Origin of the sequence: Roseateles sp. So40a (assembly GCF_048081605.1) — a bacterium.
Classification (GTDB): Bacteria; Pseudomonadota; Gammaproteobacteria; order Burkholderiales; family Burkholderiaceae_C; genus Roseateles.
This window is the reverse complement of the sequence record NZ_CP182288.1, coordinates 5,512,805-5,538,579: the sequence shown is the minus strand read 5'-3', so window position 1 is coordinate 5,538,579 and position 25,775 is coordinate 5,512,805. Positions and strand designations below refer to the sequence as shown.

21 protein-coding genes and 1 pseudogene are annotated in these 25,775 nt (G+C 68.8%); 13 read left to right on the top strand and 9 right to left on the bottom strand.

Translation table 11 applies throughout. The features are described 5' to 3' along the window. Positions 1 to 67 precede the first annotated feature (67 nt). The 10 genes from ACNI65_RS25215 (at position 68) to ACNI65_RS25170 (ending at position 10,765) form a co-directional block, all read left to right on the top strand. Entirely contained in the window at positions 68 to 664 is a 597-nt protein-coding gene (locus ACNI65_RS25215; RefSeq protein WP_416760266.1) for an outer membrane protein assembly factor BamE, read from the top strand. Then, positions 661 to 1,467 carry a 4-hydroxy-tetrahydrodipicolinate reductase gene (dapB, locus tag ACNI65_RS25210; protein ID WP_416760265.1) on the top strand — a complete coding sequence of 269 codons (807 nt, stop codon included), beginning with the start codon at positions 661 to 663 and terminating at the stop codon, positions 1,465 to 1,467. The genes ACNI65_RS25215 and dapB overlap by 4 nt, the downstream gene beginning before the upstream one ends. Before the next feature lie 55 nt (positions 1,468 to 1,522). Further along, positions 1,523 to 2,167, top strand: coding sequence for a MotA/TolQ/ExbB proton channel family protein (locus tag ACNI65_RS25205; protein ID WP_416760264.1), 645 nt, complete (start codon positions 1,523 to 1,525; stop codon positions 2,165 to 2,167). Between the two features lie 41 nt (positions 2,168 to 2,208). Then, positions 2,209 to 2,655, top strand: coding sequence for an ExbD/TolR family protein (locus ACNI65_RS25200; protein ID WP_416760262.1), 447 nt, complete (start codon positions 2,209 to 2,211; stop codon positions 2,653 to 2,655). Positions 2,656 to 2,744: 89 nt separating this feature from the next. Beyond that, a complete protein-coding gene (gene leuS / locus ACNI65_RS25195; RefSeq protein WP_416760261.1) occupies positions 2,745 to 5,390 on the top strand; it encodes a leucine--tRNA ligase in 2,646 nt (881 codons plus the stop codon). Positions 5,391 to 5,394: 4 nt separating this feature from the next. Beyond that, positions 5,395 to 5,904: an LPS assembly lipoprotein LptE gene (gene lptE, locus ACNI65_RS25190; protein WP_416760260.1), complete on the top strand. Its 510-nt coding sequence runs from the start codon at positions 5,395 to 5,397 to the stop codon at positions 5,902 to 5,904. Positions 5,905 to 5,919: 15 nt separating this feature from the next. Beyond that, positions 5,920 to 6,987, top strand: coding sequence for a DNA polymerase III subunit delta (gene holA, locus ACNI65_RS25185; RefSeq protein ID WP_416760259.1), 1,068 nt, complete (start codon positions 5,920 to 5,922; stop codon positions 6,985 to 6,987). Positions 6,988 to 7,053: 66 nt separating this feature from the next. Further along, on the top strand, positions 7,054 to 7,623 hold the full coding sequence (locus ACNI65_RS25180) for a methylamine utilization protein (RefSeq protein WP_416760258.1): 570 nt from the start codon (positions 7,054 to 7,056) through the stop codon (positions 7,621 to 7,623). 7 nt (positions 7,624 to 7,630) lie between these two features. Beyond that, a complete protein-coding gene (locus ACNI65_RS25175; RefSeq protein ID WP_416760257.1) occupies positions 7,631 to 10,045 on the top strand; it encodes a putative bifunctional diguanylate cyclase/phosphodiesterase in 2,415 nt (804 codons plus the stop codon). A 462-nt stretch (positions 10,046 to 10,507) separates the two neighbouring features. After that, complete coding sequence (locus ACNI65_RS25170; RefSeq protein ID WP_416760255.1) at positions 10,508 to 10,765, top strand: type II toxin-antitoxin system ParD family antitoxin; 258 nt, start codon at positions 10,508 to 10,510, stop codon at positions 10,763 to 10,765. A gap of 83 nt (positions 10,766 to 10,848) precedes the next feature. On the opposite strand, the gene ACNI65_RS25165 is transcribed toward ACNI65_RS25170, so the two are convergent. The 5 genes from ACNI65_RS25165 to ACNI65_RS25145 are packed head-to-tail and all read right to left on the bottom strand — an operon-like array spanning position 10,849 to position 15,678. Continuing rightward, positions 10,849 to 11,349: a CinA family protein gene (locus ACNI65_RS25165; RefSeq protein ID WP_416760253.1), complete on the bottom strand. Its 501-nt coding sequence runs from the start codon at positions 11,347 to 11,349 to the stop codon at positions 10,849 to 10,851. Positions 11,350 to 11,374: 25 nt separating this feature from the next. Then, the gene (locus ACNI65_RS25160; protein WP_416760251.1) at positions 11,375 to 11,896 is read right to left on the bottom strand and encodes a phosphatidylglycerophosphatase A; all 522 of its coding nucleotides are present in this window, start codon (positions 11,894 to 11,896) and stop codon (positions 11,375 to 11,377) included. Beyond that, positions 11,893 to 12,867 (bottom strand): thiamine-phosphate kinase, encoded by a 975-nt coding sequence (thiL, locus tag ACNI65_RS25155; protein WP_416763703.1) that lies wholly within the window; start codon positions 12,865 to 12,867, stop codon positions 11,893 to 11,895. The genes ACNI65_RS25160 and thiL overlap by 4 nt, the downstream gene beginning before the upstream one ends. Before the next feature lie 37 nt (positions 12,868 to 12,904). Further along, positions 12,905 to 13,561, bottom strand: a complete 657-nt coding sequence (locus ACNI65_RS25150) for a response regulator transcription factor (protein ID WP_416760249.1) — start codon at positions 13,559 to 13,561, stop codon at positions 12,905 to 12,907. Next, complete coding sequence (locus ACNI65_RS25145) at positions 13,558 to 15,678, bottom strand: two-component system sensor histidine kinase NtrB (RefSeq protein WP_416760248.1); 2,121 nt, start codon at positions 15,676 to 15,678, stop codon at positions 13,558 to 13,560. Before ACNI65_RS25145 ends, ACNI65_RS25150 begins: the two co-directional genes overlap by 4 nt. A 178-nt stretch (positions 15,679 to 15,856) precedes the next feature. On the opposite strand from ACNI65_RS25145, the gene ACNI65_RS25140 reads away from it, so the two are divergent. Both ACNI65_RS25140 and ACNI65_RS25135 read left to right on the top strand, forming a co-directional pair. Beyond that, positions 15,857 to 18,154 carry an NADP-dependent malic enzyme gene (locus ACNI65_RS25140; RefSeq protein WP_416760247.1) on the top strand — a complete coding sequence of 766 codons (2,298 nt, stop codon included), beginning with the start codon at positions 15,857 to 15,859 and terminating at the stop codon, positions 18,152 to 18,154. A 373-nt stretch (positions 18,155 to 18,527) separates the two neighbouring features. After that, positions 18,528 to 18,923, top strand: coding sequence for a barstar family protein (locus ACNI65_RS25135; RefSeq protein WP_416760245.1), 396 nt, complete (start codon positions 18,528 to 18,530; stop codon positions 18,921 to 18,923). A gap of 261 nt (positions 18,924 to 19,184) precedes the next feature. Here ACNI65_RS25135 and ACNI65_RS25130 read toward each other — a convergent pair whose 3' ends face one another. The 4 genes from ACNI65_RS25130 to ACNI65_RS25115 all read right to left on the bottom strand — a co-directional run bounded on the left by ACNI65_RS25130 (position 19,185) and on the right by ACNI65_RS25115 (position 23,503). After that, the gene (locus tag ACNI65_RS25130) at positions 19,185 to 19,745 is read right to left on the bottom strand and encodes an adenine phosphoribosyltransferase (RefSeq protein WP_416760243.1); all 561 of its coding nucleotides are present in this window, start codon (positions 19,743 to 19,745) and stop codon (positions 19,185 to 19,187) included. Between the two features lie 58 nt (positions 19,746 to 19,803). Continuing rightward, positions 19,804 to 21,330 (bottom strand): diguanylate cyclase domain-containing protein, encoded by a 1,527-nt coding sequence (locus tag ACNI65_RS25125; protein WP_416760242.1) that lies wholly within the window; start codon positions 21,328 to 21,330, stop codon positions 19,804 to 19,806. Positions 21,331 to 21,491: 161 nt separating this feature from the next. Further along, complete coding sequence (locus ACNI65_RS25120; RefSeq protein ID WP_416760240.1) at positions 21,492 to 22,751, bottom strand: acyl-CoA dehydrogenase family protein; 1,260 nt, start codon at positions 22,749 to 22,751, stop codon at positions 21,492 to 21,494. Continuing rightward, complete coding sequence (locus tag ACNI65_RS25115; protein WP_416760239.1) at positions 22,748 to 23,503, bottom strand: histidine phosphatase family protein; 756 nt, start codon at positions 23,501 to 23,503, stop codon at positions 22,748 to 22,750. Before ACNI65_RS25115 ends, ACNI65_RS25120 begins: the two co-directional genes overlap by 4 nt. On the opposite strand from ACNI65_RS25115, the pseudogene ACNI65_RS25110 reads away from it, so the two are divergent. Then, positions 23,447 to 25,609, top strand: a pseudogene (locus tag ACNI65_RS25110) (acyltransferase family protein); the annotation flags it as partial. The gene ACNI65_RS25115 and the pseudogene ACNI65_RS25110 overlap by 57 nt on opposite strands. Positions 25,610 to 25,775 lie beyond the last annotated feature (166 nt).

Sequence of the window (25,775 nt, the reverse complement as noted above, 5' to 3'; positions counted from 1 at the left end):
GAAGAGCGTGGGTGCGTGCCGCTAGAATCTCGCGATCATAGCCCTAGCGCCTAGGCCGACCCGCGCCATGTCATTGAATTCCCGTATTGCCTCCATCGCCCGTCGGAACGCCTCCGGCGTCGCGACGGCCGGCCTGGTTGTTGGTCTCCTGGCGCTGGGCGGTTGCTCGCAGATGCCCAAGTTCGACGCGTTCTCCGTCAGCGGGGACAAGGTGCTGGGCCTGGTGACGCCCTACCGCGTCGAGATCGTCCAGGGCAACGTCGTCACGAAGGATCAGCTCGCCGCGATCAAGCCCGGCATGACCCGCGCGCAAGTGCGTGACGTGCTCGGCTCGCCGCTGCTGACGGACGTCTTCCACGAGGCGCGCTGGGACTACGTCTTCACGATCCGCCGCCAGGGCGCCGCGCCGCAGAACCGCCACATCCTGCTGACCTTCGACGGCGACTCGCTGTCCAAGATCGACGCGCCGGATGACCTGCCGACCGAGAAGGAATTCATCGCCTCGATCAACACGCTGAAGGTCTCCGGCAAGGAACCCAAGCTCGAGCTGACCGAGGAAGAACGCAAGGCGCTGCCGCCGCCGGTCCGGCCGGCCGCGACGACCGCCGCCGCCGAACCCGTTGGCCCCACGCGCGAGTACCCGCCGCTGGAGCCGCGTCGATGAGCCGTCTGCGGATCGCGATCACCGGCGCCTCCGGCCGCATGGGTCGCATGCTCGTCGAGGCCGTGCTGGCCGCCGACGACCTGGAGCTGAGCGCGGCGCTGGATCGCGACGGCAGCCCGTCGCTGGGTCAGGACGCCGGCGCCTTCCTCGGACAGACCACCGGCGTGGCGATCTCCAGCGACGTCCGGGCGGGGCTCTCCCGGTCCGACGTGCTGATCGATTTCACCCGCCCCGAGGGCACGATGGCGCATCTGGCGCTGTGCGCGGAGCTGGGCGTGCGCACGGTCATCGGCACCACCGGCTTCAGCCCGGATGAGAAGGCAAAGATCGGCGAGTATGCACAACGCGCCGCGGTCATGATGGCGCCCAACATGAGCGTGGGCGTCAACGTCGTGCTCAAGCTGCTGGCGCAGGCGTCCAAGGCGCTGTCGCACGGCTATGACATCGAGATCGTCGAGGCCCACCACCGTCACAAGGTCGATGCCCCGAGCGGCACCGCGCTGAAGATGGGCGAGGTCGTCGCCGAGGCGCTGGGCCGCGACCTGAAGACCTGCGCGGTCTATGGCCGCGAGGGCGTGACCGGTGAGCGCGATCCGTCCACGATCGGTTTCGCGACCGTGCGCGGCGGCGATGTCATCGGTGACCACACCGTGATGTACCTGGGCATCGGCGAGCGCATCGAGATCAGCCACAAGGCCTCCAGCCGCGCCACCTTCGCCCAGGGCAGCCTGCGCGCCGCGCGCTTCCTGCGCGAGCGCAAGACCGGCCTGTTCGACATGAACGACGTGCTCGGCATGGCCTGAACGCAGGCCGCGCGCGGACTGCAGCACGATCACCGGCGAGCGACTGAACGACGCGATGACCGAACTCACCCATCTCTGGCAAGCGGGCGACGGTGTCGCCCGTTTCGTTTCCCTGCTGCTGCTGGCGATGTCCGTCTGCAGCTGGGTGCTGATCTTCTGGCGCAGTTGGACGCTGGCGCGCGCCCGGGCCGCCCTGGGTCGCGGCCTGCCCGTGTTCTGGGCCGCCGCGGACCTCGCGCAGGGACGCGATCAGCTGCGCGCGCTGGACCGCGGTGGGCTGATGCTGCCGCTGATCGACGCCGCCATGCGCGACAGCGCCCCCGGCTCACTCGCCGCGGCCGCGCGCCAGACCTCGCAACTGACCCGCCGCCTGCGCGACGCGCTGCACGCGGTGCTGGGCGGCCTGAGCCGCGGTCAGGTCGTGCTGGCCACCATCGGCGCGACTGCCCCCTTCGTGGGGTTGTTCGGGACCGTCTGGGGGATCTATCACGCGTTGCTGAGCATCTCCTCGTCGGGCGATTTCAGCCTGGACAAGGTCGCGGGACCGGTCGGCGAATCGCTGATCATGACCGCCGCTGGCCTGGCCGTCGCGATCCCCGCGGTGCTGGCCTACAACCTGTTCGGCAAGTGGGTGGCGGGCTGCGAGGCCGAGCTCGAGGGCTTCGCGCACGACCTGCGCGAGCTGCTCGGCGGCGCCTGAGCCTTTTACCCCCCTGCCCCCTGCCCCCGGACGCGATCACCATGAAGTTCGGCCGCCTGGAACGCCGCGAAGCGCCCAAGCCGATGGGCGAGATCAACATGACGCCGCTGATCGACGTCATGCTGGTGCTGCTGGTGATCTTCATCATCGCCGCGCCGCTGATGGGCCGCGCGCTCAAGCTGGACCTGCCCCGGAGCGACGCGGCCGCGCCCACGCCCGGCGCCCGTTTCATCGCCCTGGCGATCACCCCTGAGGGCGACTACCTGCTGGGCGACGACAAGCTCGATCCGAAGGCGCTGCGCGAGCGCCTCGCCCAGTTGGCACAACGCCAGCCCGACGCCGAACTGCGCCTGAGCGCGGATCAGACGGTTCCCTACGGCAAGGTGGCGCAGCTCATCGGCTGGGCTCAACAGGCGGGGCTGAACCGCATCGCGTTCATCGCCCAGACGGGCGAGTCCGAGGACACGGCGACGCCCCCGAAGCGCTGATTGCTCACCCCCGCAGGGTGGCGCCCACCGGGAGGATGGGCGACGGCGCGCGGCCTCCTACAATCGGCGGCTACGTTGCCCGAGCCACCATGAACGAGAAATACGCCCCCTCCGAGGTCGAACAGGCCGCCCGCGATCACTGGAACGCCCGCGACGCCTACCGCGTCGTCGAGGACGCGTCCAAGCCGAAGTTCTATGCCTGCTCCATGCTGCCCTACCCGAGCGGCAAGCTGCACATGGGCCATGTCCGCAACTACACGATCAACGACATGTTGACGCGTCAGCTGCGCATGAAGGGTTTCAACGTGCTGATGCCGATGGGCTGGGACGCCTTCGGCCTGCCCGCGGAGAACGCGGCGATGAAGAACAAGGTGCCGCCGGCCGCGTGGACCTACGACAACATCGCCTACATGAAGTCGCAGATGCAGGCGATGGGCCTGGCGATCGACTGGTCGCGCGAGATCGCCACCTGCAAGCCCGACTACTACCGCTGGAACCAGTGGCTGTTCCTGAAGATGCTGGAGGCCGGCATCGCCGAGCGCCGCACGCAGGTGGTGAACTGGGACCCGGTCGACCAGACCGTGCTGGCCAACGAGCAGGTCATCGACGGCAAGGGCTGGCGCTCGGGCGCGACGGTCGAGAAGCGCGAGATCCCCGGCTACTACCTGAAGATCACGGACTACGCCGAGGAGCTGCTCGCGGCGGTGGCCGATCCGGCCGATCCGAACTACCTGTCGGGCTGGCCCGAGCGCGTGCGCCTGATGCAGGAGAACTGGATCGGCAAGAGCGAGGGCGTGCGTTTCGCGTTCCCGCATGCGATCACTGGCGAAGACGAAGGCAATGGCGGCCAGCCCATCCAGGGCGGTCTGCTGTACGTCTTCACGACGCGCGCCGACACGATCATGGGCGTGACCTTCTGCGCCGTCGCGCCGGAGCACCCGCTGGCCGCGCACGCCGCGAAGACGAACCCCGCGCTGGCCGCCTTCATCGAGGAATGCAAGCAGGGCGGCACGACCGAGGCCGAACTGGCGACGCAGGACAAGAAGGGCCTGGCCACGGGCCTGTTCGTGACGCACCCGCTCACCGGCGAGCAGGTCGAGGTCTGGGTCGGCAACTACGTGCTGATGAGCTATGGCGACGGCGCGGTGATGGGCGTCCCGGCCCATGACGAGCGCGACTTCGCGTTCGCGAAGAAGTACGGCATCCCGATCAAGCAGGTCGTGGCGGTGGACGGCGAGGCCTACTCGACCGACGCCTGGGCCGAGTGGTACGGCGACAAGCAGCGCGGCGTCTGCGTCAACTCCGGCGCGCTCGACGGCCTGACGCACAAGCAGGCCGTGGACAAGGTGGCCGAGCTGGTCGGCACCAAGGGCCTGGGCGAGAAGAAGACGACCTGGCGCCTGCGCGACTGGGGCGTGAGCCGCCAGCGCTACTGGGGCACGCCGATCCCCATCATCCATTGCGACAGCTGCGGCCCGGTGCCGGTCCCCGAGAAGGACCTGCCGGTCGTGCTGCCCGAGGACTGCATCCCCGACGGCAGCGGCAACCCGCTGAACAAGCGCGCGGACTTCCTGAACTGCAGCTGCCCGAAGTGCGGCGCCGCGGCCAAGCGCGAGACGGACACGATGGACACCTTCGTGGACAGCTCGTGGTACTTCATGCGTTATTGCGACGCGACCAATCCGGAGCAGATGGTCGCCGGCGGCACCGACTACTGGATGCCGATGGACCAGTACATCGGCGGCATCGAGCACGCGATCCTGCACCTGCTGTACGCGCGCTTCTGGACCAAGGTCATGCGTGACCTGAAGCTGATCAAGTTCAACGAGCCGTTCACCAACCTGCTCACGCAGGGCATGGTGCTCAAGGGCGCCTTCTTCCGCAAGCCGGAAGACGCCGGCAAGCACTACTACTGGGAACACGAAGTCGACGTCATCCGCAACGAGCACGGCCAGCCCACCGGCGGCACGCTGAAGGCCGACGGCCTGCCGCTCGAGTACGAGATGACGACGATGTCGAAGTCCAAGAGCAACGGCGTGGACCCGCAGGCGCTGATCGACGAGTTCGGCGCCGACACGGCCCGCCTGTTCGTGATGTTCGCGTCGCCTCCGGAGCAGACGCTGGAATGGAACGATGCCGGCGTCGAGGGCGCGCACCGCTTCCTGAAGCGGGTGTGGGGCTTCGGCGCCAAGCAGGCCGAGGCGATCAAGAGCGGCGGCGCGGACTTCGCCGCGCTGAACGACGACGGCAAGGCGCTGCGCCGCGAGGTGCACCTGGTGCTCAAGCAGGTCTCGTACGACTACGAGCGCATGCAGTACAACACCGTGGTCTCCGGCGCCATGAAGTTGCTGAACGCGCTCGAAGGCTTCAAGGCGGAAGGTCAGTCGGCGGCGGTGCGCGAGGGCTTCTCGGTGCTGCTGCGCGTGATCTACCCGGCCTGCCCGCACATCGCGCACGCGCTGTGGAACGAGCTGGGCTTCGCCGCCGAGCTCGGCGAGCTGCTGGACGCGGCGTGGCCGCAGGTCGACGAGGCCGCGCTGGTGCAGGACCAGATCGAGCTGGTGCTGCAGGTCAACGGCAAGCTGCGCGGCTCGATCAAGGTCGCCGCCTCGGCGGACAAGGCCGCGATCGAGGCCGCCGCGCTGGCCAATCCCGAGTTCGAGAAGTTCGCCGAGGGCAAGACGCCGAAGAAGGTCGTCATCGTCCCGGGCCGTCTCGTCAACGTGGTGGTCTGACGCCATGAAGCGCCGCCAACTGCTGTCGTTCGCCTCCCTGGGCGCGCTGGGCGCCGCCGGCCTGTTGTCGGGCTGCGGCTTCGAGCTGCGCAAGGAGCCGGTCTACCACTTCAAGACGCTGGCGCTGACCGGCTTCGTGCCGCACTCGCCGCTGGCGCAGGAACTGCGCCGGCAGGTGCAGCGCAGCACCGTGCGCCTGGTCGAGGATCCCAACCGCGCCGACGTGATCATCGAGGCCGAACGCGAGGTGCGCGACAAGACCTCGGTGGCGACGACGGCCGCGGGGCAGATCACGGAATGGCAGCTGCGCCTGTCGCTGGACTACTCGCTGCGCACGGCGGGCGGCGACATCCTGCTGCCGCGCACGGAGCTGCGCCTGACCCGCGACATGAACTACAGCGAAAGCGCGGCGCTGGCCAAGGAACAGGAAGAGGCTTCGTTGCAGAAGGCGATGCAGGTCGAGGCCGTCGGCCTGCTGCTGCGCCGGCTGGCGGCGGTCCACCTGGCCAACTGAGCGGGACACGCGTCGATGCAGATCAAGGGCGATGCGCTGGCCGGCCATCTGGCCAAGGGGCTCAAGCCGGTCTACGTGGTGCACGGCGACGAGCCGCTGCTCGCGCAGGAAGCCGCCGACGCGCTGCGCGCCGAGGCCCGCAAGCAGGGCTACAGCGAGCGCCAGGTCTTCATCGTCTCCGGCGCCTACTTTGACTGGGCGCCGGTGATCGCGGCCTCCCAGGCGATGAGCCTGTTCGCCGACAAGCAGCTGATCGAGATCCGCATCCCGGGCGGCAAGCCCGGCAAGGACGGATCCGAGGCGCTGCAGCGCTACGTCGACGGCCTGCCGCCGGACGTGCTGACGCTGGTCACCCTGCCGAGGCTGGACAAGACGCAGCTCAGCAGCGCCTGGTTCACCGCGCTGGACAGCGCGGGCGTGTCGGTCAAGGTCGACCCGGTGGAGCGGCGCGAGCTGCCCGCCTGGATCGCCCGGCGCCTGCAGCAGCAGGGGCAGTCGGTGGCCGCGGGCCCGCAGGGTCAGCAGGCGCTGGAGTTCTTCGCCGATCGTGTCGAGGGCAACCTGCTCGCCGCGCACCAGGAGCTGCAGAAACTCGCGCTGCTGCATCCGCCGGGCGAGCTCAGCCTGGAGCAGATCGAGGCGGCCGTGCTGGACGTGGCGCGCTTCGACGTGTTCAAGCTCAGCGAGGCGCTGCTGGGCGGCAAGGTCGGCCGCGTGCTGCGCATGCTCGACGGCCTGAAGGCCGAGGGCGAAGCCGCGGTGCTGGTGCACTGGACGATGGCGGAGGACATCCGCGGGCTCAAGCGGGTCCACGACGCCGTGGCCGCCGGCAAGCCGCTGCCGATGGCCCTGCGGGAATCGCGCATCTGGGGCCCGAAGGAGCGGCTCTTCGAACGCATCGTGCCTCAGCTCCAGGGCGCGGCGCTCACTCGCCTGGTGGTGGCGGCGCAGACCTGCGACGGCATCGTCAAGGGGCTGAGACACCCCGACTGGCCCACCGATCCGTGGGAGGCCCTGGGGCGATTGGCCCTGATGCTGGAGCAAGCCCTGCGTCCGCCGGCCCAGAAAACCCGCTATGGTTGACGCCATGTCGTCTTCCTGGCGCCGCCGATGAGCCTGCACCGTGCTTTCACGCTCCTGACTTCCGCCTTGATCGCTCCGCTGCTGGGCGCCACGTCGGCGCTCGCGGCGGACTGGACGATCCAGGTCCGCGACGCGGCCGGCGCGCCGGCGCCCAACGTGGTGGTGGCGGTCGAGCTCAAGGGACAGCCGGCCAAGCCGGCGGTCGGGGCGACCGCCACGATGGCGCAGCGGGATCGGCAGTTCCAGCCGCAATTGCTGGTCGTCCAGACCGGCACGTCGGTGAACTTCCCCAACTTCGACACCGTGCGGCACCACGTCTATTCGTTCTCGCAGACGAAGAAGTTCGAGCTCAAGCTCTACGCGGGCACGCCGGCCGAACCGGTGGTCTTCGACAAGCCGGGCGTGGCGCAACTGGGCTGCAACATCCATGACCGGATGACCGCCAGCATCGTCGTGGTCGACACGCCGGCCTTTGGCATCACTGACGCCAAGGGCGAGGTGAAGCTGAACCTGCCGGCCGGCGACCATCGATTGAGGCTGTGGGCGTCGCGGCTGGGCAATGCCGCACCGACCTCGCAACCGCTGGCGGTGGGGTCGGCCGCGACCGGGGTGCTGAAGGTGGACTTCAAGGACTGACGCCGCGATGCGCTGGCCGGACTTCCTCAACCTGCGGCGACTCGAAGGGCGCATCGTCGCGCTGTTCCTGGCCTTGCTGCTGGTGGTCCAGCTGCTCAACCTGCTGCTGATCAACGAGGGCATCGGGCGCAACGCCCGGGCCTCGGTGGCTGAGGAACTCGAGGCCGGTGAGCGCATCCTGGTCCAGCTGATCGAGGAAGACAACGAGCAGCGCGGCCTCGTGGCCGATCTGCTGCAGTCGGACTACGGGCTGCGGCAGCTGGTGGCGGCGGGGATCCAGGGCGAGGAACTGCGGGCCATGCTGCAGGACGTCTTCGCCAACCTGAGCGCGCGCGGGGACGCCTCCTTCATCGGCTACGCGGACGACAGCTTCAAGCTGGTGACCGCGACCGACCCCATCGCGGCGAAGGTCACGCCCCTGCTGCGCGGCGTGACCCGGCAGCAGCAGGGACGCACGCAGAGCCAGCTGTTGCTGCTGGACGGCCGGGCCTACCAGGTGGTGGTGGCGCGCATGCGGGCGGCGGGACTGGGCGGCTGGATCTTCACCGGTTTCGAGATGAAGAGCGACCAGCTGCAGGAGCTCAAGCGCATCGTGCACATCCAGGGGGTGTTGCTGGCGCAGTCCGCGAGCGGGCAGTGGCAGGTCCTGTCGACGGTGCTGGATCCGGAGAACACCGCGCGCGCAGTGCAGGCGCTGCCGGTGCTCGGCGCCGCGGATCACGAGGTGCGGAGCTTCCATCTGGAGCTCGACGGAGAGCAGTTCCAGGCCCGCCTGCAACCGCTGGCGCACGGGGGCGACACCGACAAGTCGGTGGCGGTGCTGCTGCTGCGCTCGGTGGACGAGGCGCTCGCGCCCTATCGCCGGCTGCAGTGGATGCTGCTGGGACTGAGCGCGGCGGGCGTGCTGCTGTTCGCGGTCGGCGCGGTGCTGACCGCGCGGCGGATCAGCGGACCGGTGAAGACCTTGGCAAGCGAGGCCCATCGCCTCGGTCAGGGCGACTACGCGCGGCCCGTGGTGCGGCCGTCCAGCGATGAGATCGGCGATCTGGCCGAGGCCTTCGAGGCCATGCGCCAGGGCATCCGCTCGCGCGAGGAGGAGGTCAACCGGCTGGCGTTCTGGGACCCGCTGACCGACCTGCCCAATCGCGAGCAGTTCCATCAGGCCCTGGCGCGGCGCATGGCCGAGAGCGACGTGCGTTTCTCGCTGCTGATGCTGAACCTGGACCGCTTCAAGCATGTGAACGATGTGCTGGGCAGAGCCTTCGGCGACCGGCTGTTGCGCGCGGTGGCGGACCGCTTGCAGCACCTGCTCAAGGACGAGGTGCGGCTGATCGCGCGGGTCGGCGGCGACGAGTTCCTGCTGCTGATCGAGGGCGCCGGCGCGACGCGCGCCGAGACGATCTGCAAGCGCATCCAGCGCGACTTCGAGCGCGCGCTGAGCATCGACGATCAGACGGTGGACCTGTCCGCGGGCATGGGGGTGGCGCTGTATCCGCAGCATGGGCGTGATCCGATGCTGCTGCTGGCGCGCGCGGAGCTGGCGATGCACGCGGCCAAGCGCGGTCAGAGCGGCTGCGAGGTGTATTCGGCGAGCATGGATGCGGCGAGCCAGGAGTCGCTGTCGCTGCTCAGCGAGTTGCGGCATGCGATCGACGCGGGGGAGCTGCGGCTGTTCCTGCAGCCCAAGGTGGATCTGCACGGGCAGAAGATCGCCGGGGCGGAGGCGCTGGTTCGCTGGCAGCATCCGACGCGGGGGCTGGTGCCGCCGATGGAGTTCATCCCCTTCGCGGAGCAGACGGGCTTCATCCGCCAGATCACGGCGTGGATGCTGCATGCGTCGGCGCAGGCGTGGATGGGGCTGCAACGGGAGGGTCTGTCGCTGCCCATCAGCGTGAACCTGTCGACGCGCGACCTGATGGATCAGGACCTGCCGATCAAGGTGGCGGACCTGGTGGCGGGGGTGCCGCCGCCGGCGCTGTGCCTGGAGATCACCGAGTCCGCGATCATGGACGATCCGCAGCGGGCGCTGCAGACGCTGGAGCAACTGCACGCGCTGGGGTTCAAGCTGTCGATCGACGACTTCGGCACGGGGTACTCGTCGCTGGCGTATCTGAAGCAGTTGTCGGTGGACGAGTTGAAGATCGACCGCAGTTTCGTGATGAACATGGAGCGCGACATCGACGACGCGAAGATCGTGCGATCGACGGTGGAGCTGGCGCACAACCTGGGTTTGTCTGTGGTGGCGGAGGGGCTGGAGACGGCCAAGCAATGGACGCTGCTGCAGACGCTGGGATGCGATCAGGGGCAGGGCTATTTCCTGTCGCGCCCGATGCCCGCCGAGCAGTTCGCGGACTGGCTCCGCGACTGGCAACCGCCCGACCTCGGCGACGCGCGCGCGAGCACGATCCTGGCGGGGTTGTGAGCCTCAGCGCGCTTTAGGCGTGGCGGATGGTCTCCCCTTCCGGCGTTGGCGCCAGATACGAAGTCCACCGATGACGAGGTGGAACGCGGTCATTCCGAGCCCGAGCCAGATGGCCGGTCCGGGCGCCATGCTTCCCAGTGTCATGAGCCCGATGGCACAACCACAACCGGCGAAAACAGACCAGCCGATCAGCGATGGCCAGGTACTGGGATGCTTGTTCGGCCTGTCATTCATTCACGCGTTCCTCGTCGTCGATGGTTCATCTCTGCGGAGCCTGACTCCGCGCGACGAGTTCAGTTGAGCGCGCAACTTGAAAGAGTTCGATGTACACCCGGCGCTGATCGCAGACGCGATGACGCCGATTGCCGACGCTAGCGCTGTCGTGTTGTCAGCTGCGTCCCCCGCTTGTTGGGGATGCTTGCTCCCCCTACGATGTGATTTCCTTTTGCAGGCACGACCGAGATGATTCACGCAGACCTGGGACCCGAACTGGAGGCCATCGTGCTGGATCTGATCGAGAGCGGAAAGTATTCGTCGCGCACGCAGGTGCTGCGTGACAGCGAGGAATTGCGGGGTTGGCGTGAAGCCAGGCTGAAAGCCTTCGAGGACTCCTTCGCGGAAGGCGTCGCAGAAGCCGCCTCCGGCGGTGGGGAGTCGGTCGAGGAGGTTTTCCTGCCCCTCATCGCCAAGTACCAGGCAATGGCCGACAAGAAAAAATGATCGTTCGCCTTCTGAAGAAGGCGAAAGCGGATCTGACAGCCATTGGCGACTACATCGCGCGGGACAACCCGAAGCGGCCGCGCTCAGCTATCCCGGTCCTCAAGCGCATCACACAGCGCCTCCAGCCCCGCGCGCACCGTGCGGGCGCGGACCTCGTGGCGATTGCCGGCGAAGTGTTCCTTCCACACGCGGATCCGCGTGCGGCCATGCATCAGCGCCAGCCACACCGTCCCCACCGGCTTCGAGTCCGTGCCACCGCCCGGACCCGCCACCCCCGTCACCGCGATCGCCCAGTCGATCGGCGCATGCGACACCAGCCCCCGCGCCATCTGCTCGGCCACCTCGCCGCTCACTGCGCCATGCAGCCCGATCAGCGCCGCGGGCACGCCCAGCAACTCCGTCTTCGCCTCGTTGCTGTAGCTCACCACCCCGCGCTCGAACCACTGGCTCGATCCCGCCAGGCTCGTGCACGCCGCCGCGATCAGCCCGCCCGTGCAGGACTCCGCCGTGCCCATGCGCTCCTTGCGCTGGATCAGCGCCAACGCGATGCGTTCGATCAGTTCAGACTCGTCGGGAAACAGCATGGGGATCTCCTCGTCGATGGATCGATCAATGCAGCAGCGCCCTCGCGCCCGCCAGCACCACGAGCGTACATCCGGCCGCCACGAGATCGTCGAACAAGATCCCGAAGCCTTGCCACACCGTCACCGGCCGCCCCGGCTCGATCTTGAACAGCGCGTCGGCCCAGCGCACCGGCCCCGGCTTGGCTGCGTCGAAATAGCGGAACACGCCAAACGCCGCCAGCTGCCACCAGAAGCCCGCCGGCATCAGCACCCACAGCACCAGCCAGATCGCGATGATCTCGTCCCAGACCACCGAGCCCGGATCGCAGGTCCCGAGATGCCGCGCCGTCACCGTCGACGCCCACCAGCCCACCGGGATGCTCGCCGCGATCAGCAGCGCCCATTGCATCGGCGTGAGCCACAGGTTGAGCACCACGAACGCGGCCCAGCCCCACAAGGTGCCCACCGTGCCCGGCGCCTTCGGCGACAGCCCGCTCCCGAAGCCCATCGCGATCCAATGCGCCGGATGGCGCAGCATGAAACCCAAGGTCGGACGAACGGCGCTCATGACTTGAAGTGATCGAAACTCTGCAGCGTGCCCTGCAACGGCTGGCCCGCGCCATCCACGACGCGCAACCCCGGCGCGTCCTCGACGCGCCCGACCCGGTACACCGGCGTGCCCGACATCCGCCCCGCCTCCAGCACCCGCGCGTGCGCATCGGCCGGCGCGGTGAAGACGAGCTCGTAATCGTCGCCGCCCGTGAGCAGGCACAGCCGCTGGATGTCCTCCGGCATCGCGCCCAGCACCGCCGAGCGCGGCAGGTCCGCCAGGCGCAGCGTCGCCCCCACCTGCGAGCGCTGCAGCACATGGCCCAGATCACCCGCCAGTCCATCGGACACGTCGACCGCGCTGGTCGCCAGGCCGCGCAGCGCTCGACCGAGCGCGACGCGCGGCTCGGGCATCTCCATGCGCAGCCGGACTTCGTCGAATTGATGGGCGCTCAGCGACAGCGTGCCGCGGAACACCTCCAGCGCCAGCCGCGCGTCGCCCAAGGTGCCGCTGACCCAGATGTCGTCACCCACGCGAGCGCCGGAGCGCAGCAGGGCCTGCCCCGCCGGCACCTCGCCCATCGCGGTGATGTTGAGATTGAGCGGCCCCGCGGTGGTGTCGCCACCGGCCAGCACGATCTGATGGGCGTCCGCCAGTTCGAAGAGCCCCTGGGCGAATCCCGCCAGGAAGCTCTCATCCACACGTGGCAACGCCAGCGACAGGAAGAAGGCCCGGGGCGTCGCCCCGCAGGCGGCGAGGTCGCTCAGGTTCACGGCCAGCGCCTTGTGGCCCAGCCGTCGCGGCGAGACCGTGGACAGGAAGTGCCGGCCCTCGACCAGCATGTCCGCCGTCACCAGCCACTGGTGCCCGGCGGTCGGCGTCAGCACCGCGCAGTCGTCGCCGATGCCCAGCGACACCACACCCCCTTCGGTGCGACCGGCCCGCCCCGTGCGGCCGAAGTAGCGCGCGATCAGGTCGAACTCGCCCAGCGGCTGCCCGTCCCGTCGATCGCGCGGATCTGAAGAATCACCCATGGGCGGCATTGTCGCCGCGCAACAGGTTGGACAGCTCGACCGCGGACTTCACGTCCATCTTCTCGAACACCCGCGCGCGGTGCACTTCCACCGTTCGCACGCTGATGTTGAGCTGATCGGCGATCAGCTTGTTGGGCAGCCCCTGCACGACGAGCTGCATCACCTCGCGCTCGCGCTCGGTGAGATCGCCGACGCGGCTGCCCAATGCCGCCTTCGAGTCCCGCGCCTCGATCGCCGCCGCGCTCTGCGCCAGCGCCTGCTCGACGCGGTCCACCAGCGCGTTGTCGGAGAACGGCTTCTCGACGAAGTCGTAGGCGCCCTGCTTCACCGCGGCCACCGCCGTCGGCACGTCGCCGTGACCGGTCAGGAAGATCACCGGCAGCGTGTCCAGCAAGCCGCGCTCGATCAGGCGCTCGAACAGCGCCAGCCCGCTCATGCCAGGCATGCGCACGTCCAGCAGCAGGCAGCTCGGCGCCGAGGGCCAGTCCCGTCCGCTGCGGGGCAGCGCATCCAGCATCGACTCGAAGGCCTCGGCGCTGCCGAATCCTTCCGACAGCAGCCGACGCGAGCGCAGCAACCACGCGAGCGCGTCGCGCACCACCTCCTCGTCGTCGACGAGATAGACCATCGGCAGGGACTGCGGCTTCATGTGGAGGACTCTCCGGATCCAATGATGGGGAAGCGATCGGCGCCCGGTTTCGGCGCCGTGCCGGACGCATCCTCGCACGGCAGGCTGAAACGGAACTCGGTGCCGGTGGGCGACGCGGGCGCCACGCGGCTCTCGAAGTCCATCGCGCCGCCGTGCTGCTCGATCACCGTGCGGCACAGGCTCAAGCCCAGGCCCATGCCCTCGCTGCGTGTCGTGAAGAACGGCGTGAACAGCTGACGCGCGACCTCGGGCGGAATGCCGGGCCCGTGGTCGATCACCGCGAAACTCAGCCACTTGGGCTGCAACCGCTTCACGCGCAGGATCAGCGCCCGGTCGGCCAGCGGCGTGGGCCCGTCCATCGCCTGGATCGCGTTGCGGGTGAGGTTCAGCAGCACCTGCTCGACCATCGTCCGGTCGCAGCGGACGCGCGGCAGGTGGCGGGGCACGTCCATCTCGATGCGCGCCCCGCTCTTGCGGGCCTGCAGCCGGATCAGCGGCAGCACCGCGTCCAGCAGCTGCTCGACATTGACCCACTCGCGCGCCGCCTCGCGACGGCGCACGAAGTCGTGCACGCTCTTGATCACGCGACCCGCGCGCTCGGCCTGCTCGGCGATGCGCGTCACCGCCTGGCGCACCATCGCCGGCGTCTGCGGATCGTCGGCCTCGCGCACCATCAGGTTGATCGACGCGGTCGCGTAGCTCGCGATCGCCGCCAGCGGCTGGTTCAGCTCATGGCTCAGCAGCGAGGCCATCTCGCCCACCGTCGCCAGGCGCGCCGTCGCCTGCAGCCGGTCCGACTGCTGACGCGACAGCTCCTCGACCTTGCGCTGCGCGCTCAGGTCCAGCACCGCGCTCATCCAGCCCGTCTGCTGACCCTCGGCGTTGAGCAGCGGCGCCTCGTAGATCATGACCGGGAAGCGCTCGCCGCTGCTGCGCGCGAACACGGTCTCGAAGCCCTCGCGCGGAGGCAGCCCGGCTTCCCAGCGAGCCTCGCGGTCGTGATGGCGGCGCCAGTATTCGTCGGTGAACTCCGGCGGCCAGTACGGCGGCGCGTTCGGCGGCCGGCCCGTGCCCACCAGTTCCTCCGCCGGATAGCCCACCATCGCGCAGAACGCGGGGTTCACGTAGCTGATGTTGCCGTCCAGGTCGCGCGCCCGCAGCCCGGTGATCAGCGAGTTCTCCATCGCCTGGCGGAACGCGAGCGACTCCGCCAGCGCGTGCTCGGCCTGGGCGCGCTTGCGCGTGTCCCGCGCCAGGATGATGACGAGCGCGAACAGCGCCAGCGACAAGCCGATCACCAGCGCGGTGGCCAGGTTCGGAATCAGCTGCGGCCGGCCGGTGGCGTTGTCCACGCGCAGCTGCAGGCTCAGGCCCGGCAGGTCCAGCAGGCGTTCCGACAGATAGAAGCCGCTGCCACGCGTCAGCCCGGTGCGCGCCAGCCGCGTGCCGTCGCCCTCGACGAAGGACATCTCGAAGCGGCGCGCCTGATCCTGCGACACCGATTCCTCCAGCAGCGGCCGCAGCCCCATCGTGGCCACGACGTAGGAGCGCGGCTCCCCGGCGCGCACGCGGGGCAGGCAGAGGTCGGCCACTTCCATGCCCTCGCCGCCCGGACCCGGCACGAAATACGAGCGCGAGAACAGCGGCGTGCCCTGTCTCAGCGCGGCGATGCAGGCGAGCTCGGTCTCGATCTGGAGTTGTTCGCGCGCCAACGTCGAGAACAAGGGCGGCGCATACGGCGTGTCCACCGCGCGGCGCACCTGGCGCTCGGCGTCGCGCAGCTCGATGCGCAGCAGCACGCGGGTCTGGCGCAGTTGCGCCGCCGCGTTGCCGCGCCAGTCGTCGTCCTCGGCCCACATCAGGCCCTGCAGGCCCTGCAGGTCGCGGCCGATCAGCTGCTTGGCGCGCGCGGTGACCTCGGCGGCCGCGAGATCGGACGCCTCCTGCGCGCGCGCCGCCTCATGGCTCAGCGTCAGCGACAGCAGCAGCGACTGGGCGATCAGCAGCAGCCCGACCAGCGTGCCCCAGAGCAGCGCGCGGCGCCAGCGGCGCGGCCGGGCGCCCGGCGTCAGGGGATGGGTGGACGCGGCGGGCAGCATGAAGGTCGGAGAAGGCATGCGGGGCGAGGAGTATGGCGCCGCCGGGCAGGCCCGGCGTGCGCAGTTTCGCGTATGCCCCTGCGGCCCGGACGACATGCAGCATACGCATAGTCCGCACTGTCGCCGTCGGGACGGACTCCTACAATCGCCGACCCGGCCCACGACGGCGGACCGGTTTCAACCTGAAGAGTCCCCCATGTCCACGTCCGAAGAAAAACGTGCGCAGCTGCGCCAGGCCGCTCTCGAATATCACGAGTTCCCGACCCCCGGGAAGATCGCCATCGCGGCCACCAAGCAGCTGATCAACCAGCGTGACCTGGCCCTGGCGTATTCGCCGGGCGTGGCCGCGGCGTGCGAGGAGATCGTGGCCGATCCGGCCAACGCGTTCCGCTACACCTCGCGCGGCAACCTGGTCGCGGTGATCTCCAACGGCACCGCCGTGCTGGGCCTGGGCGACATCGGTCCGCTGGCCTCCAAGCCGGTGATGGAAGGCAAGGGCGTCCTGTTCAAGAAGTTCGCCGGCATCGACGTCTTCGACCTCGAGATCGACGAGAAGAAGGACCTGGACAAGCTGGTCGACGTGATCGCCGCGCTGGAGCCGACCTTCGGCGGCATCAACCTCGAGGACATCAAGGCCCCGGACTGCTTCTACGTCGAACGCGAGCTGCGCAAGCGCATGAAGATTCCCGTCTTCCACGACGACCAGCACGGCACGGCGATCGTCGTGGCCGCCGGCCTGCTCAACGGGCTGAAGGTGGCGGGCAAGGACATCGCCTCGGTGAAGCTGGTGACCTCGGGCGCCGGCGCCGCCGCGCTGGCCTGCCTGAACCTGCTGGTGAAGCTGGGCCTGCCCAGGTCCAACATCTGGGTCACCGACCTGGCCGGCGTCGTCTACGAAGGCCGCACCGAGCTGATGGACCCGGACAAGGCCGTCTACGCCCAGCCCACCGAGCAGCGCTCGTTGCGCGAGGTCATCCAGGGCGCCGACGTGTTCCTGGGCCTGTCCGCGGGCGGTGTGCTCAAGCAGGACATGGTCGCCTCGATGGCCGCCACCCCGATCATCTTCGCGCTGGCCAATCCGAATCCGGAGATCCAGCCCGAGGACGTCCATGCGATCCGCAACGACGCGCTGATGGCCACCGGCCGGACCGACTATCCGAACCAGGTCAACAACGTCCTGTGCTTCCCCTACATCTTCCGGGGAGCGCTGGATTGCGGCGCCACCACGATCAACGACGAGATGGAGATCGCCGCCGTCCACGCGATCGCTGAACTCGCGCAAGCCGAACAGAGCGAGGTCGTGGCCGCCGCCTATGCCGGCGCCAACCTGAGCTTCGGCCCCGAGTACCTGATCCCCAAGCCCTTCGACCCGCGCCTGATGATGAAGATCGCGCCGGCGGTGGCCAAGGCGGCGGAAGCCTCTGGCGTGGCGCTGCGTCCGATCCAGGACATGCCCGCCTACCTGGAGAAGCTGCAGAGCTTCGTCTACGCCTCCGGCACGACGATGAAGCCGATCTTCCAGATCGCGAAGAAGGCCAAGCACAAGCGCGTCGCCTACGCTGAAGGCGAAGAGGAACGGGTGCTGCGCGCGGTGCAGGTTGTCGTCGACGAAGGCATCGCCCGTCCGACGCTGATCGGCCGCCCGCAGGTGATCGCGCAGCGTTGCGAACGTTTCGGCCTGCGTCTGCAGGAAGGCCGCGATTACGACGTCGTGAACACCGAGTTCGATCATCGCTATCGCGACTACTGGCAGACCTACCTCGCGATGACCGAGCGCAAGGGTGTCACGCAGCAGCTGGCCAAGATCGAGATGCGCCGCCGCCTCACGCTGATCGGCGCGATGATGCTGCACAAGGGCGAGGTCGACGGGATGCTCTGCGGCACGTGGAGCAACACCGCGATGCACCTGCAGTACATCGACCAGGTCATCGGCAAGCGTCCGGGCGTCAAGAATTTCGCCTGCATGAACGGGCTGATCCTGCCGGGTCGCCAGGTCATGCTGGTCGACACCCACGTCAACTACGACCCGACCGCCGACCAGATCGCCGAGATCACCATCATGGCCGCCGAGGAAATGATGCGTTTCGGCCTGCGACCGAAGGCGGCGCTGCTGTCGCACAGCAACTTCGGCTCGAGCAACTGCCCGTCCGCGGTGAAGATGCGCGACGCGCTGGCGCTGATCAAGGAGCAGGCACCCTGGCTGGAAGCCGACGGGGAAATGCATGGCGACGCGGCGCTGGACCCGCACTACCGCGAGCAGCTCGTCTCCAGCAGCACGCTGACCGGCGAGGCCAACCTGCTCGTGATGCCCAACATCGACGCCGCCAACATCAGCTACAACCTGCTGAAGACGGCCGCCGGCGGTGGCATCGCGATCGGCCCGGTCCTGCTCGGCGCGGCCAAGCCGGTCCACGTGCTCACCCCGTCGGCCACCGTTCGCCGCATCGTGAACATGACCGCGCTGACGGTCGCGGACGCCAACGCCGCACGCTGACCCGGCAGCCGGGAAGCCCTCCCAGTGCCCCATTCCCGGGCCGCGGAGGGCTTTCAATCCCGACCCCGGAACCGGCCTTTATAAAAAGTTTGTAGTGGCTCACCAGCCGATTTCTGCTGGATGACTACTCATAGTTGCTAGCGATACAGCAAAAGTATGCACACGCTCACAATGCCGCTTTTTATGGCATTGTGGTAGCCCCTGGCTTGAGCATTTGGGCCCGTTTCTGTACCATCACGGTCTCAGAGTTCAGGGTTAACCCTCTCTGACCCACCCACACCCCGAAGATTGCAGGCCCCGCAGCGGGTGCTGTCCGGTGGCGTGGTTTGGGCTGGACATGAACTCGGATACCCCATCTAGGAGGAACGCGACAATGCTTTTGCAGACAGTCCGTCCCAACATCGTGCAGGCGATCAGAGCCTACCGGGTCGAGGACTTGATGCAGGCCGCGCAGGACGCCGGCCAACATTTCCTGTACGCCGACCTGTCTCCAGCGGAGACCAAACAGGACGTACTGGAATTGATCGCCAGCAGCTTCCTGTTCCCGGCGCATTTCGGGAAGAACATGGACGCGCTGTACGACTGCATGACCAATCTGGTCCACAAGTCGGGCGCGCAGCCAGGATTCGTCGTGGTTCTCGACCAGCTGCCGGATCATGCCAGGTTCGACCGCGAGGCCCGCGAACAGCTGCTCGACGTCTTCCGTGAGGCCGCCGACTTCTGGGCGGAACGGAAGATCTCATTCAGGTGTTTCTATTCTTTTCAGTAGCCCGCTCTCAAGACAACGTGTCCTGGGAGCGGGCGACTGAAACGGCCCCCGAAGTGAAGCCGGTGATCAAGAGCACCAAGGCGAATCCGAACCCCAACTTCGGCGTGAACATGCCGATGATGTGCAGCGCGTTCGATACGTCCATGTGGCTCAGCGCCGCCTGACGAGTTGAACGACGGGCACCGCGAGGTGTCCGCTTCTGAAGCTCGACGCCCCATGCAAAAGGCCTTCCGGCGACGGCGGGCCTTTTTCTTTGGCCGCTCAATGCCCGTCGAAGGCCACCAGCGTGAACACCTTCAGGCCGCCATCGCGCAGCCGCTGCGAGCCGCCCAGCTCCGGCAGGTCGACGATCGCCGCGCCTTCGATGACCTCGGCGCCCAGACGCTCCAGCAGCCGCTTGCCGGCCATCATCGTGCCGCCGGTGGCGATCAGGTCGTCGATCAGCAGCACGCGATCACCGGCCTTCACCGCATCGGTGTGCATCTCCACGGTCGCGCTGCCATATTCCAGCTCATAGGTCTCCTGCACCGTCGTGAACGGCAGCTTGCCCTTCTTGCGGATGGGCACGAAACCGACATTGAGCTCATACGCGAGCACCGACCCGATGATGAACCCCCGCGCGTCCAGGCCCGCGACCGCGTCGGGCCGGACATCGAAGTAGCGATGCACGAACTGATCGATCAACACGCGGAACGCGCGCGGGTTGGACAGCAATGGCGTGATGTCGCGGAACTGCACGCCCGGCTCCGGCCAGTCCGGCACGGTGCGGATCTGCTGCTTCAGGAAAGCGATCGGGTCTTGGGTGTGGTCGGCGGGCTGCATGGACGCGATTGTCGCGCTCCACGCGTCGACCTGGCCGCCGCGCTCAGAACGCGTGAGATCAGGCCGTCTGTTGCTGGCAGATCAGCCGGGCGCGCCCCGCCTGCTTGGCCTCGTACAGCGCAGAGTCCGCGGTCTGGATCAGGCGTTGCGCCGCCTCGCCGGTTTGCGGCACGAAGGCCGCGACGCCGATCGACAGGCTGACCGACCGTCTCACCGGCGAACCCACATGCTCGATCGCGGCCAGCCGCACGCTGTCCAGGCAGCGTTGCGCGACCACCTGAGCGCCGGCGAGATCCGTGTCCACGAGCAGCACGGCGAATTCCTCGCCCCCGTAGCGGCAGACCGACTCCCCGCCCCGGCCCGCGCAGCTGCGCAGCAGGGTGGCCACGCGGCGCAGGCAATCGTCGCCGGAGACATGGCCGTAGGCGTCGTTGTATTGTTTGAAGTGATCGATGTCGACCATCAGCAAGGCCAGCGGGCGATTCGCGCGGGTGGCGCGGTGCCATTCGGTCTGCAGCAGCTGATCGAAGAGCCGCCGATTGCCGACGCCCGTCAGCCCGTCCGTGGTCGACTGCCGCGCCAGCAGCTCGTTGGCGCGCCGCAGCCGCTCTTCCTGACGCTTGCGTTCGGTCAGGTCGGTGACGATGCAGACGTAGAGGTGGATCGTGTCGGTGCGGACTTCCGCGATCGCCAGCTGCAGGTGCAGCGCTTCGCCGCTGCGATGCCGCGCGGTGAACTCGCGCGGCTGACCCAGCAGCGCGCGCGGATCCAGCGGCGCATCCGGCGGGGTGCCGGACATCGCGTTCGGATCCGGCATCGCGGCCGAGGACGCGCCCAGCAGCATGCCGATGTGCACGCCCTGCAGCTCCGCCGCGGTGAATCCGAACAGCAGCTCGCAGCTCGGGTTGGCTTCCAGCACGTGGCCGCCGGAGTCCAGCGTCAGGATCCCGTTGGCGGCCGACTCGATCGTCGCGCGCAGTTGCGCGCGGCTGGCGGCCAGGTGCTGCTGCTCATGGATCAGGTCGGTGACGTCCATGCGCACGCCGACGATGCCGCCCGATGGCGTGCGTGACTCGTAGATCCGCAGCCACATGTCGTCGTGCACGCGCTGCAGCAGCGGCGAGGTCTGCTTGCCGCGCGCCTGCTTGCGCTCCTCCAGCCACTCGGGCTCGCGGCCGCGGGCTTCCGGCACGCCGCCGCGCGCGAGCGACTCCCGCACCAGGTCCTCGAACGTGCACTTGCGCTGGAAGTGGCGCAGCATGTGCGGGTAGATCTCGACCAGGCGCCGGTTGTACGCGATCAGCCGGTCGTCGGCGTCGAAGATCTCCACGCTGGCGGGCAAGGCGTCGATCGCTTCTTCCATCGTGCGCTGGGCCAGCTTCGCGCGCGCCTGCGCCCGGGCCAGTGTCGACACCACCGCCACCGCCAGCAGCACCGTCAGCGCCAGCGAGGCCATCCCGATCCACGCCAGCCAGCCCTCCACCGCATAGCCGCCCAGGCTGACCGTGAGCACGATCGCCTGCAGGCCCACGAGCAGCGCGAACGCCAGCAAGGGCCAGGTGCGGACTTCGGCGAAGCGGTTCATCGCGGGCATCGGCGCTGAAGCAGCGTCCAGGAAAAAAGGTGGCTGATCCTAGCCACCGGTTTCCGTGATGAATACCGCTCTCCGGGGGGAGACACCAGTTCCGGCGACGTCCCCTCGTTGGAGCGATGCCACGCTTTTGGGGTGACGGTGTACGAAAGTCCTCAGCCGCCGCGCGTGACGGGCATGTCGCCCGCGTTGGGCAGCGTCATGTGGCGTGCCAGCTCCAGCTTGGCCAGCGAGTTGCGATGCACCTCGTCCGGACCGTCGGCGAAGCGCAGCGTGCGCTGGCCCGCCCACATGTAGGCCAGCGGCGTGTCGTCGCTGACGCCCATGCCGCCATGCACCTGCATCGCCCAGTCGATCACCTGGAGCGCCATCGACGGCGCCACGATCTTGATCATCGCGATCTCGGCCTTGGCGACCTTGTTGCCCACCGTGTCCATCATGTACGCGGCCTTGAGCGTCAGCAGGCGCGCCTGCTCGATGCTGCAGCGCGCCTCGGCGATGCGCTCCTGCGTCACGGTCTGCTGGGCGATGGTCTTGCCGAAGGCCACGCGCGAGATCGCGCGCTTGCACATCAGCTCCAGCGCGCGTTCCGCCGCGCCGATCGAGCGCATGCAGTGGTGGATGCGGCCCGGTCCGAGGCGGCCTTGCGCGATCTCGAATCCGCGGCCCTCGCCCAGCAGGATGTTCTCCACCGGCACGCGCACGTTCTTGAGTTCAATCTCCATGTGGCCGTGCGGCGCATCGTCGTAGCCGAAGACGCTCAGGTGGCGCTTGACGGTGATGCCCGGCGTGTTGGCCGGCACCAGCACCATCGACTGCTGCTCGTGGCGGCCAGCGTCCGGATTGGTCTTGCCCATCACGATATACAGCGCGCAGCGCGGATCGCCGGCGCCCGAGGACCACCACTTCGTGCCGTTGATGACGTAGTCGTCACCGTCGCGTTCGATGCGGCACTGGATGTTGGTCGCGTCCGACGAGGCCACGTCGGGCTCCGTCATCAGGAAGGCCGAGCGGATCTCGCCGCGCAGCAGCGGCTCCAGCCAGCGGTCCTTGAGCGACTCGCTCGCGTAGCGCTCCAGCGTCTCCATGTTGCCGGTGTCCGGAGCCGAGCAGTTGAAGACCTCCGGCGCCCAGTACACGCGGCCCATGATCTCGCACAGCGGCGCGTACTCGAGGTTGGACAGCCCTTCGGGCGCACGCGCCGAGCGCGGCAGGAACAGGTTCCACAGTCCGGCGGCGCGGGCCTTGGGCTTGAGCTCCTCGATCACCTTCGTCGGGATCCACGCGTTGCCCGCGCGGCGGTTGGCCTCGATCTCGGCGTGGTAGCGGTGCTCGTTGGGATAGATGTGCTCGTCGAAGAACGCCAGCAGGCGCTCGCGCAGCTGGTCCACCTTGGGGCTGTAGTCGAAGTTCATGAAGAGGTCTCGCGTTGGCTGCGATAGCGGAGGTACTGCGCGAACAGCGCCTCCATCGTGGTGGACCGCTCCTCCGCATGCAGCGGATGGGTCGGGGCGAAATTGCAGACGCGCAGCAGCCAGTCACCGGGCAGGTCCCCGGCCGGCGGCGCGACGTCCAGCACATTGATGCAGGCCGGCGACTGGACCCAGCTGCCCAGCATCACACGCTGGCCGCCGGTCACCGCGTGCGACAGCAGCGCCGCGTTCACGACGCCGTGCAGCACGAGCAGCGCGCAGTCCCAGTCCGGATCGGCCTGCAGCCGGGCGACGCCGCCGAGCACGCGGTCCAGCAGCTCGCCGATGCTCTCGCCGTTGAGGAAGCGCTGGGACTCGGCGACCGGGCTGCGCTGCAGGCCGGTGAAGGCCTGCGCGAGCTGGTCTTGCGGGATGTCGCCGAGGCGGCCGCCGCGGATCTCCTGCCACTCGGGCCAGACCTGCGGCGCGAGATCGGATTGGCCCGCGTGACGCAGCACCAGGTCCGCTGTCTCCACGGTGCGCGGCAGGCCCGAGACGATCACGCGATCGAAGCGCACGCCCGCGGCGCGGAAGGCGTCGCCGGCGGCCCGCGCCTGCGCGATGCCGTCGTCGTTGAGCCGGACCTGCTCGGGCAGCACCGGACGGCCGGTCGTGCCGTCGAAGTAGGTCACCGCGCCGTGGCGCATCAGATAGACGCGGCGGCGTTGCGGGCTGCGGGGCAGGGTGTCCAACATGGGCGGCAGTGTGGCGCAAGGGCACGGGGCGCACTGTCACGCAGGCGGCAGGCCACAATCCGTCGCTTCTCCCGCCCTGCCCGACCTGACGCCTTGGTGACAAGCCCCGCCCCGAACACCTTTCATCTCCCGCATGGGCCGCAGACGGCCGGCGAGGTCCCGCTGCGCGACGACATCCAGGCGCTGCGCGCGATCGCCGTGCTGTGGGTACTGCTGTATCACGCGCAGATTCCCGGCGCCTCGGGCGGCTACCTGGGCGTGGACATCTTCTTCGTCATCTCGGGTTTCCTCATCACCGGGCTGATCCGGCGCGCGCTCGCACGCGGCGCTTTCAGCTTCCGGGCGTTCTATGGCCGGCGAGCGCGCCGCCTGTTGCCCGCGGCGTATGTCGTGCTCGGCGCGACGCTGCTGGCCGTGCCGTGGGCGCTCAACCGCAGCGAGCAGATCGACTTCGTGGGTCAGCTGCTCGGCGCGCTGGGCTTCGCCAGCAACGTCGTGCTGTGGAAACAGACCGGCTACTTCCAGGGGGCGTCCGATCTCAAGCCGCTGCTGCACTTCTGGTCGCTGGCACTGGAGGAGCAGTACTACCTGCTGTTGCCGGCCCTGCTGGTTTTCAGCCCGGCGCGATGGCGCCTGGGCATGACCGTCGCGGTCACCGCGGCGAGCGTCGCGCTGATGGTCCTGTGGCAGCCGATCGATGCCAGCGCGGCCTTCTACCTACTGCCCGCGCGTGCCTGGGAGCTGGGCCTGGGATCGATCGGCGCGATGCTGGTCGCGAACCACGAGGGAACGTCCACGATGGCCGGCGCGGCGAGACTGCAAGCGCTGCTGCGCTGGATGTCCTGGCCGGCCTGGGCCTTGTTGCTGATCGTGCCGGCGGCGCCGCAGTGGTTCGGCGCCGCGCATCCGGGCCCGGCGGCGCTGATCGTGGGCCTGGCCACGCTCGTGCTGCTGATGCGCGAGCCGGCCCGGCTGCCCCGTGTGGCCACGCCGCTGGTGCGCATCGGTGATGGGTCCTATGCGCTGTACCTCGTGCATTGGCCGCTCATCGCGTTCCTGCACAACGCGTGGGTCGGACTGAAGGCCGATCCGCAGGGGCTGATGGCCTGGCGTGTCGGCGCGGCGCTGCTCGCGTTCCCGCTGGCGTGGCTGCTGCATCGCGGCATCGAGCGGCCGGCGAAGGCGCTGCTCACCGGGCCTCGTGGTGCCTGGATCCTGGGCGGCGGCACGGTGGCGCTGGCCGCGGGCGGCATCGCGCTGGCGCTGCACAAGCCACCGCCGGGCGCGGTCGACTTCGTCGAGCTGCGCAAGCCCAACTACGGCCTGTCCGCCAACTGCGACGCCGAGGAACCCTTCGACGGCCGCGAGGATTGCCGCACCCGGCCCGGCGCCCGCTGGCTGGTGTGGGGTGACTCGTATGCGATGCACCTCGTCCCCGGGCTGGTCCGCGTGGCCAGCGATCAGGGACTCGTGCAGGCAACGAAGTCCTCGTGCGGCCCGTTCCCGGGCCTGACGCCGGTACGGCCCGGACTGGGCCGCGGTCACAGCTTCGCCTCCCCGTGGATCGAGCAGTGCCAGGACTTCAACGCCTCGGTGCTGCGCTGGCTCGCGCGTCATCCGGAGATCGACACCGTGGTGTTGTCCAGCCTGCTGACGCAATACCTCGATGCGTCGACCTACGAGTTGCAGCGCACGCGCGGTGGCGTGGGCGAGATGCGCGTGCGCGGCGAGGCGCCGATGCGCGAGGCCCTGCTCGCGGACATGGCCGAGACCGTGCGGCGGCTGCGCGCGATGGGCAAGCGGGTGATGGTCGTCGCGCCGCCGCCGTCAGCGCCCTTCGACGTCGCGGGCTGCCTGGAACGGCGCCAGGCGCGGCGCTGGACCATAGGCGCGACGCCGGGCTGCGTGATCGATGTGAAGGACGACGAGCGGCGCCGCGCGTCGGAGCTCGCGTTCATCGCCGCGCTGGCGAAGTCGGATGCGCGGCTGCCCGTGCTGCGTTTCGAGCCGCTGCTGTGCGACGCGACGACCTGTCAGGTCGAACGGGACGGCGTGCCGATGTACCGCGACCAGGGCCACCTCAGTCGCGAGGGTTCGCGCCTGCTCATGCCGGCGGTGATGTCGGAAGCGACCGGAGAAACACAAGTGGCACTCGCCCCCCTGATTGGAGACCCTTTGGCTCCCTCGCCCGCGAAGCGGGAGAGGGCGGGGGGTGAGGGCTCTTCGAAGGGCACCGTGCCCTCATACGAGCCCTCACCCCCACCCCTCTCCC

What these genes read in the sequence shown, in the direction of transcription:
- ACNI65_RS25215 (WP_416760266.1), top strand. Translation starts at nt 68, where the DNA reads ATGTCATTGAATTCCCGTATTGCCTCCATCGCCCGTCGGAACGCCTCC.
- dapB (WP_416760265.1), top strand. Translation starts at nt 661, where the DNA reads ATGAGCCGTCTGCGGATCGCGATCACCGGCGCCTCCGGCCGCATGGGT.
- ACNI65_RS25205 (WP_416760264.1), top strand. Translation starts at nt 1,523, where the DNA reads ATGACCGAACTCACCCATCTCTGGCAAGCGGGCGACGGTGTCGCCCGT.
- ACNI65_RS25200 (WP_416760262.1), top strand. Translation starts at nt 2,209, where the DNA reads ATGAAGTTCGGCCGCCTGGAACGCCGCGAAGCGCCCAAGCCGATGGGC.
- leuS (WP_416760261.1), top strand. Translation starts at nt 2,745, where the DNA reads ATGAACGAGAAATACGCCCCCTCCGAGGTCGAACAGGCCGCCCGCGAT.
- lptE (WP_416760260.1), top strand. Translation starts at nt 5,395, where the DNA reads ATGAAGCGCCGCCAACTGCTGTCGTTCGCCTCCCTGGGCGCGCTGGGC.
- holA (WP_416760259.1), top strand. Translation starts at nt 5,920, where the DNA reads ATGCAGATCAAGGGCGATGCGCTGGCCGGCCATCTGGCCAAGGGGCTC.
- ACNI65_RS25175 (WP_416760257.1), top strand. Translation starts at nt 7,631, where the DNA reads ATGCGCTGGCCGGACTTCCTCAACCTGCGGCGACTCGAAGGGCGCATC.
- ACNI65_RS25170 (WP_416760255.1), top strand. Translation starts at nt 10,508, where the DNA reads ATGATTCACGCAGACCTGGGACCCGAACTGGAGGCCATCGTGCTGGAT.
- ACNI65_RS25165 (WP_416760253.1), bottom strand. Translation starts at nt 11,349, where the DNA reads ATGCTGTTTCCCGACGAGTCTGAACTGATCGAACGCATCGCGTTGGCG.
- ACNI65_RS25160 (WP_416760251.1), bottom strand. Translation starts at nt 11,896, where the DNA reads ATGAGCGCCGTTCGTCCGACCTTGGGTTTCATGCTGCGCCATCCGGCG.
- ACNI65_RS25150 (WP_416760249.1), bottom strand. Translation starts at nt 13,561, where the DNA reads ATGAAGCCGCAGTCCCTGCCGATGGTCTATCTCGTCGACGACGAGGAG.
- ACNI65_RS25145 (WP_416760248.1), bottom strand. Translation starts at nt 15,678, where the DNA reads ATGCCTTCTCCGACCTTCATGCTGCCCGCCGCGTCCACCCATCCCCTG.
- ACNI65_RS25140 (WP_416760247.1), top strand. Translation starts at nt 15,857, where the DNA reads ATGTCCACGTCCGAAGAAAAACGTGCGCAGCTGCGCCAGGCCGCTCTC.
- ACNI65_RS25135 (WP_416760245.1), top strand. Translation starts at nt 18,528, where the DNA reads ATGCTTTTGCAGACAGTCCGTCCCAACATCGTGCAGGCGATCAGAGCC.
- ACNI65_RS25130 (WP_416760243.1), bottom strand. Translation starts at nt 19,745, where the DNA reads ATGCAGCCCGCCGACCACACCCAAGACCCGATCGCTTTCCTGAAGCAG.
- ACNI65_RS25125 (WP_416760242.1), bottom strand. Translation starts at nt 21,330, where the DNA reads ATGAACCGCTTCGCCGAAGTCCGCACCTGGCCCTTGCTGGCGTTCGCG.
- ACNI65_RS25120 (WP_416760240.1), bottom strand. Translation starts at nt 22,751, where the DNA reads ATGAACTTCGACTACAGCCCCAAGGTGGACCAGCTGCGCGAGCGCCTG.
- ACNI65_RS25115 (WP_416760239.1), bottom strand. Translation starts at nt 23,503, where the DNA reads ATGTTGGACACCCTGCCCCGCAGCCCGCAACGCCGCCGCGTCTATCTG.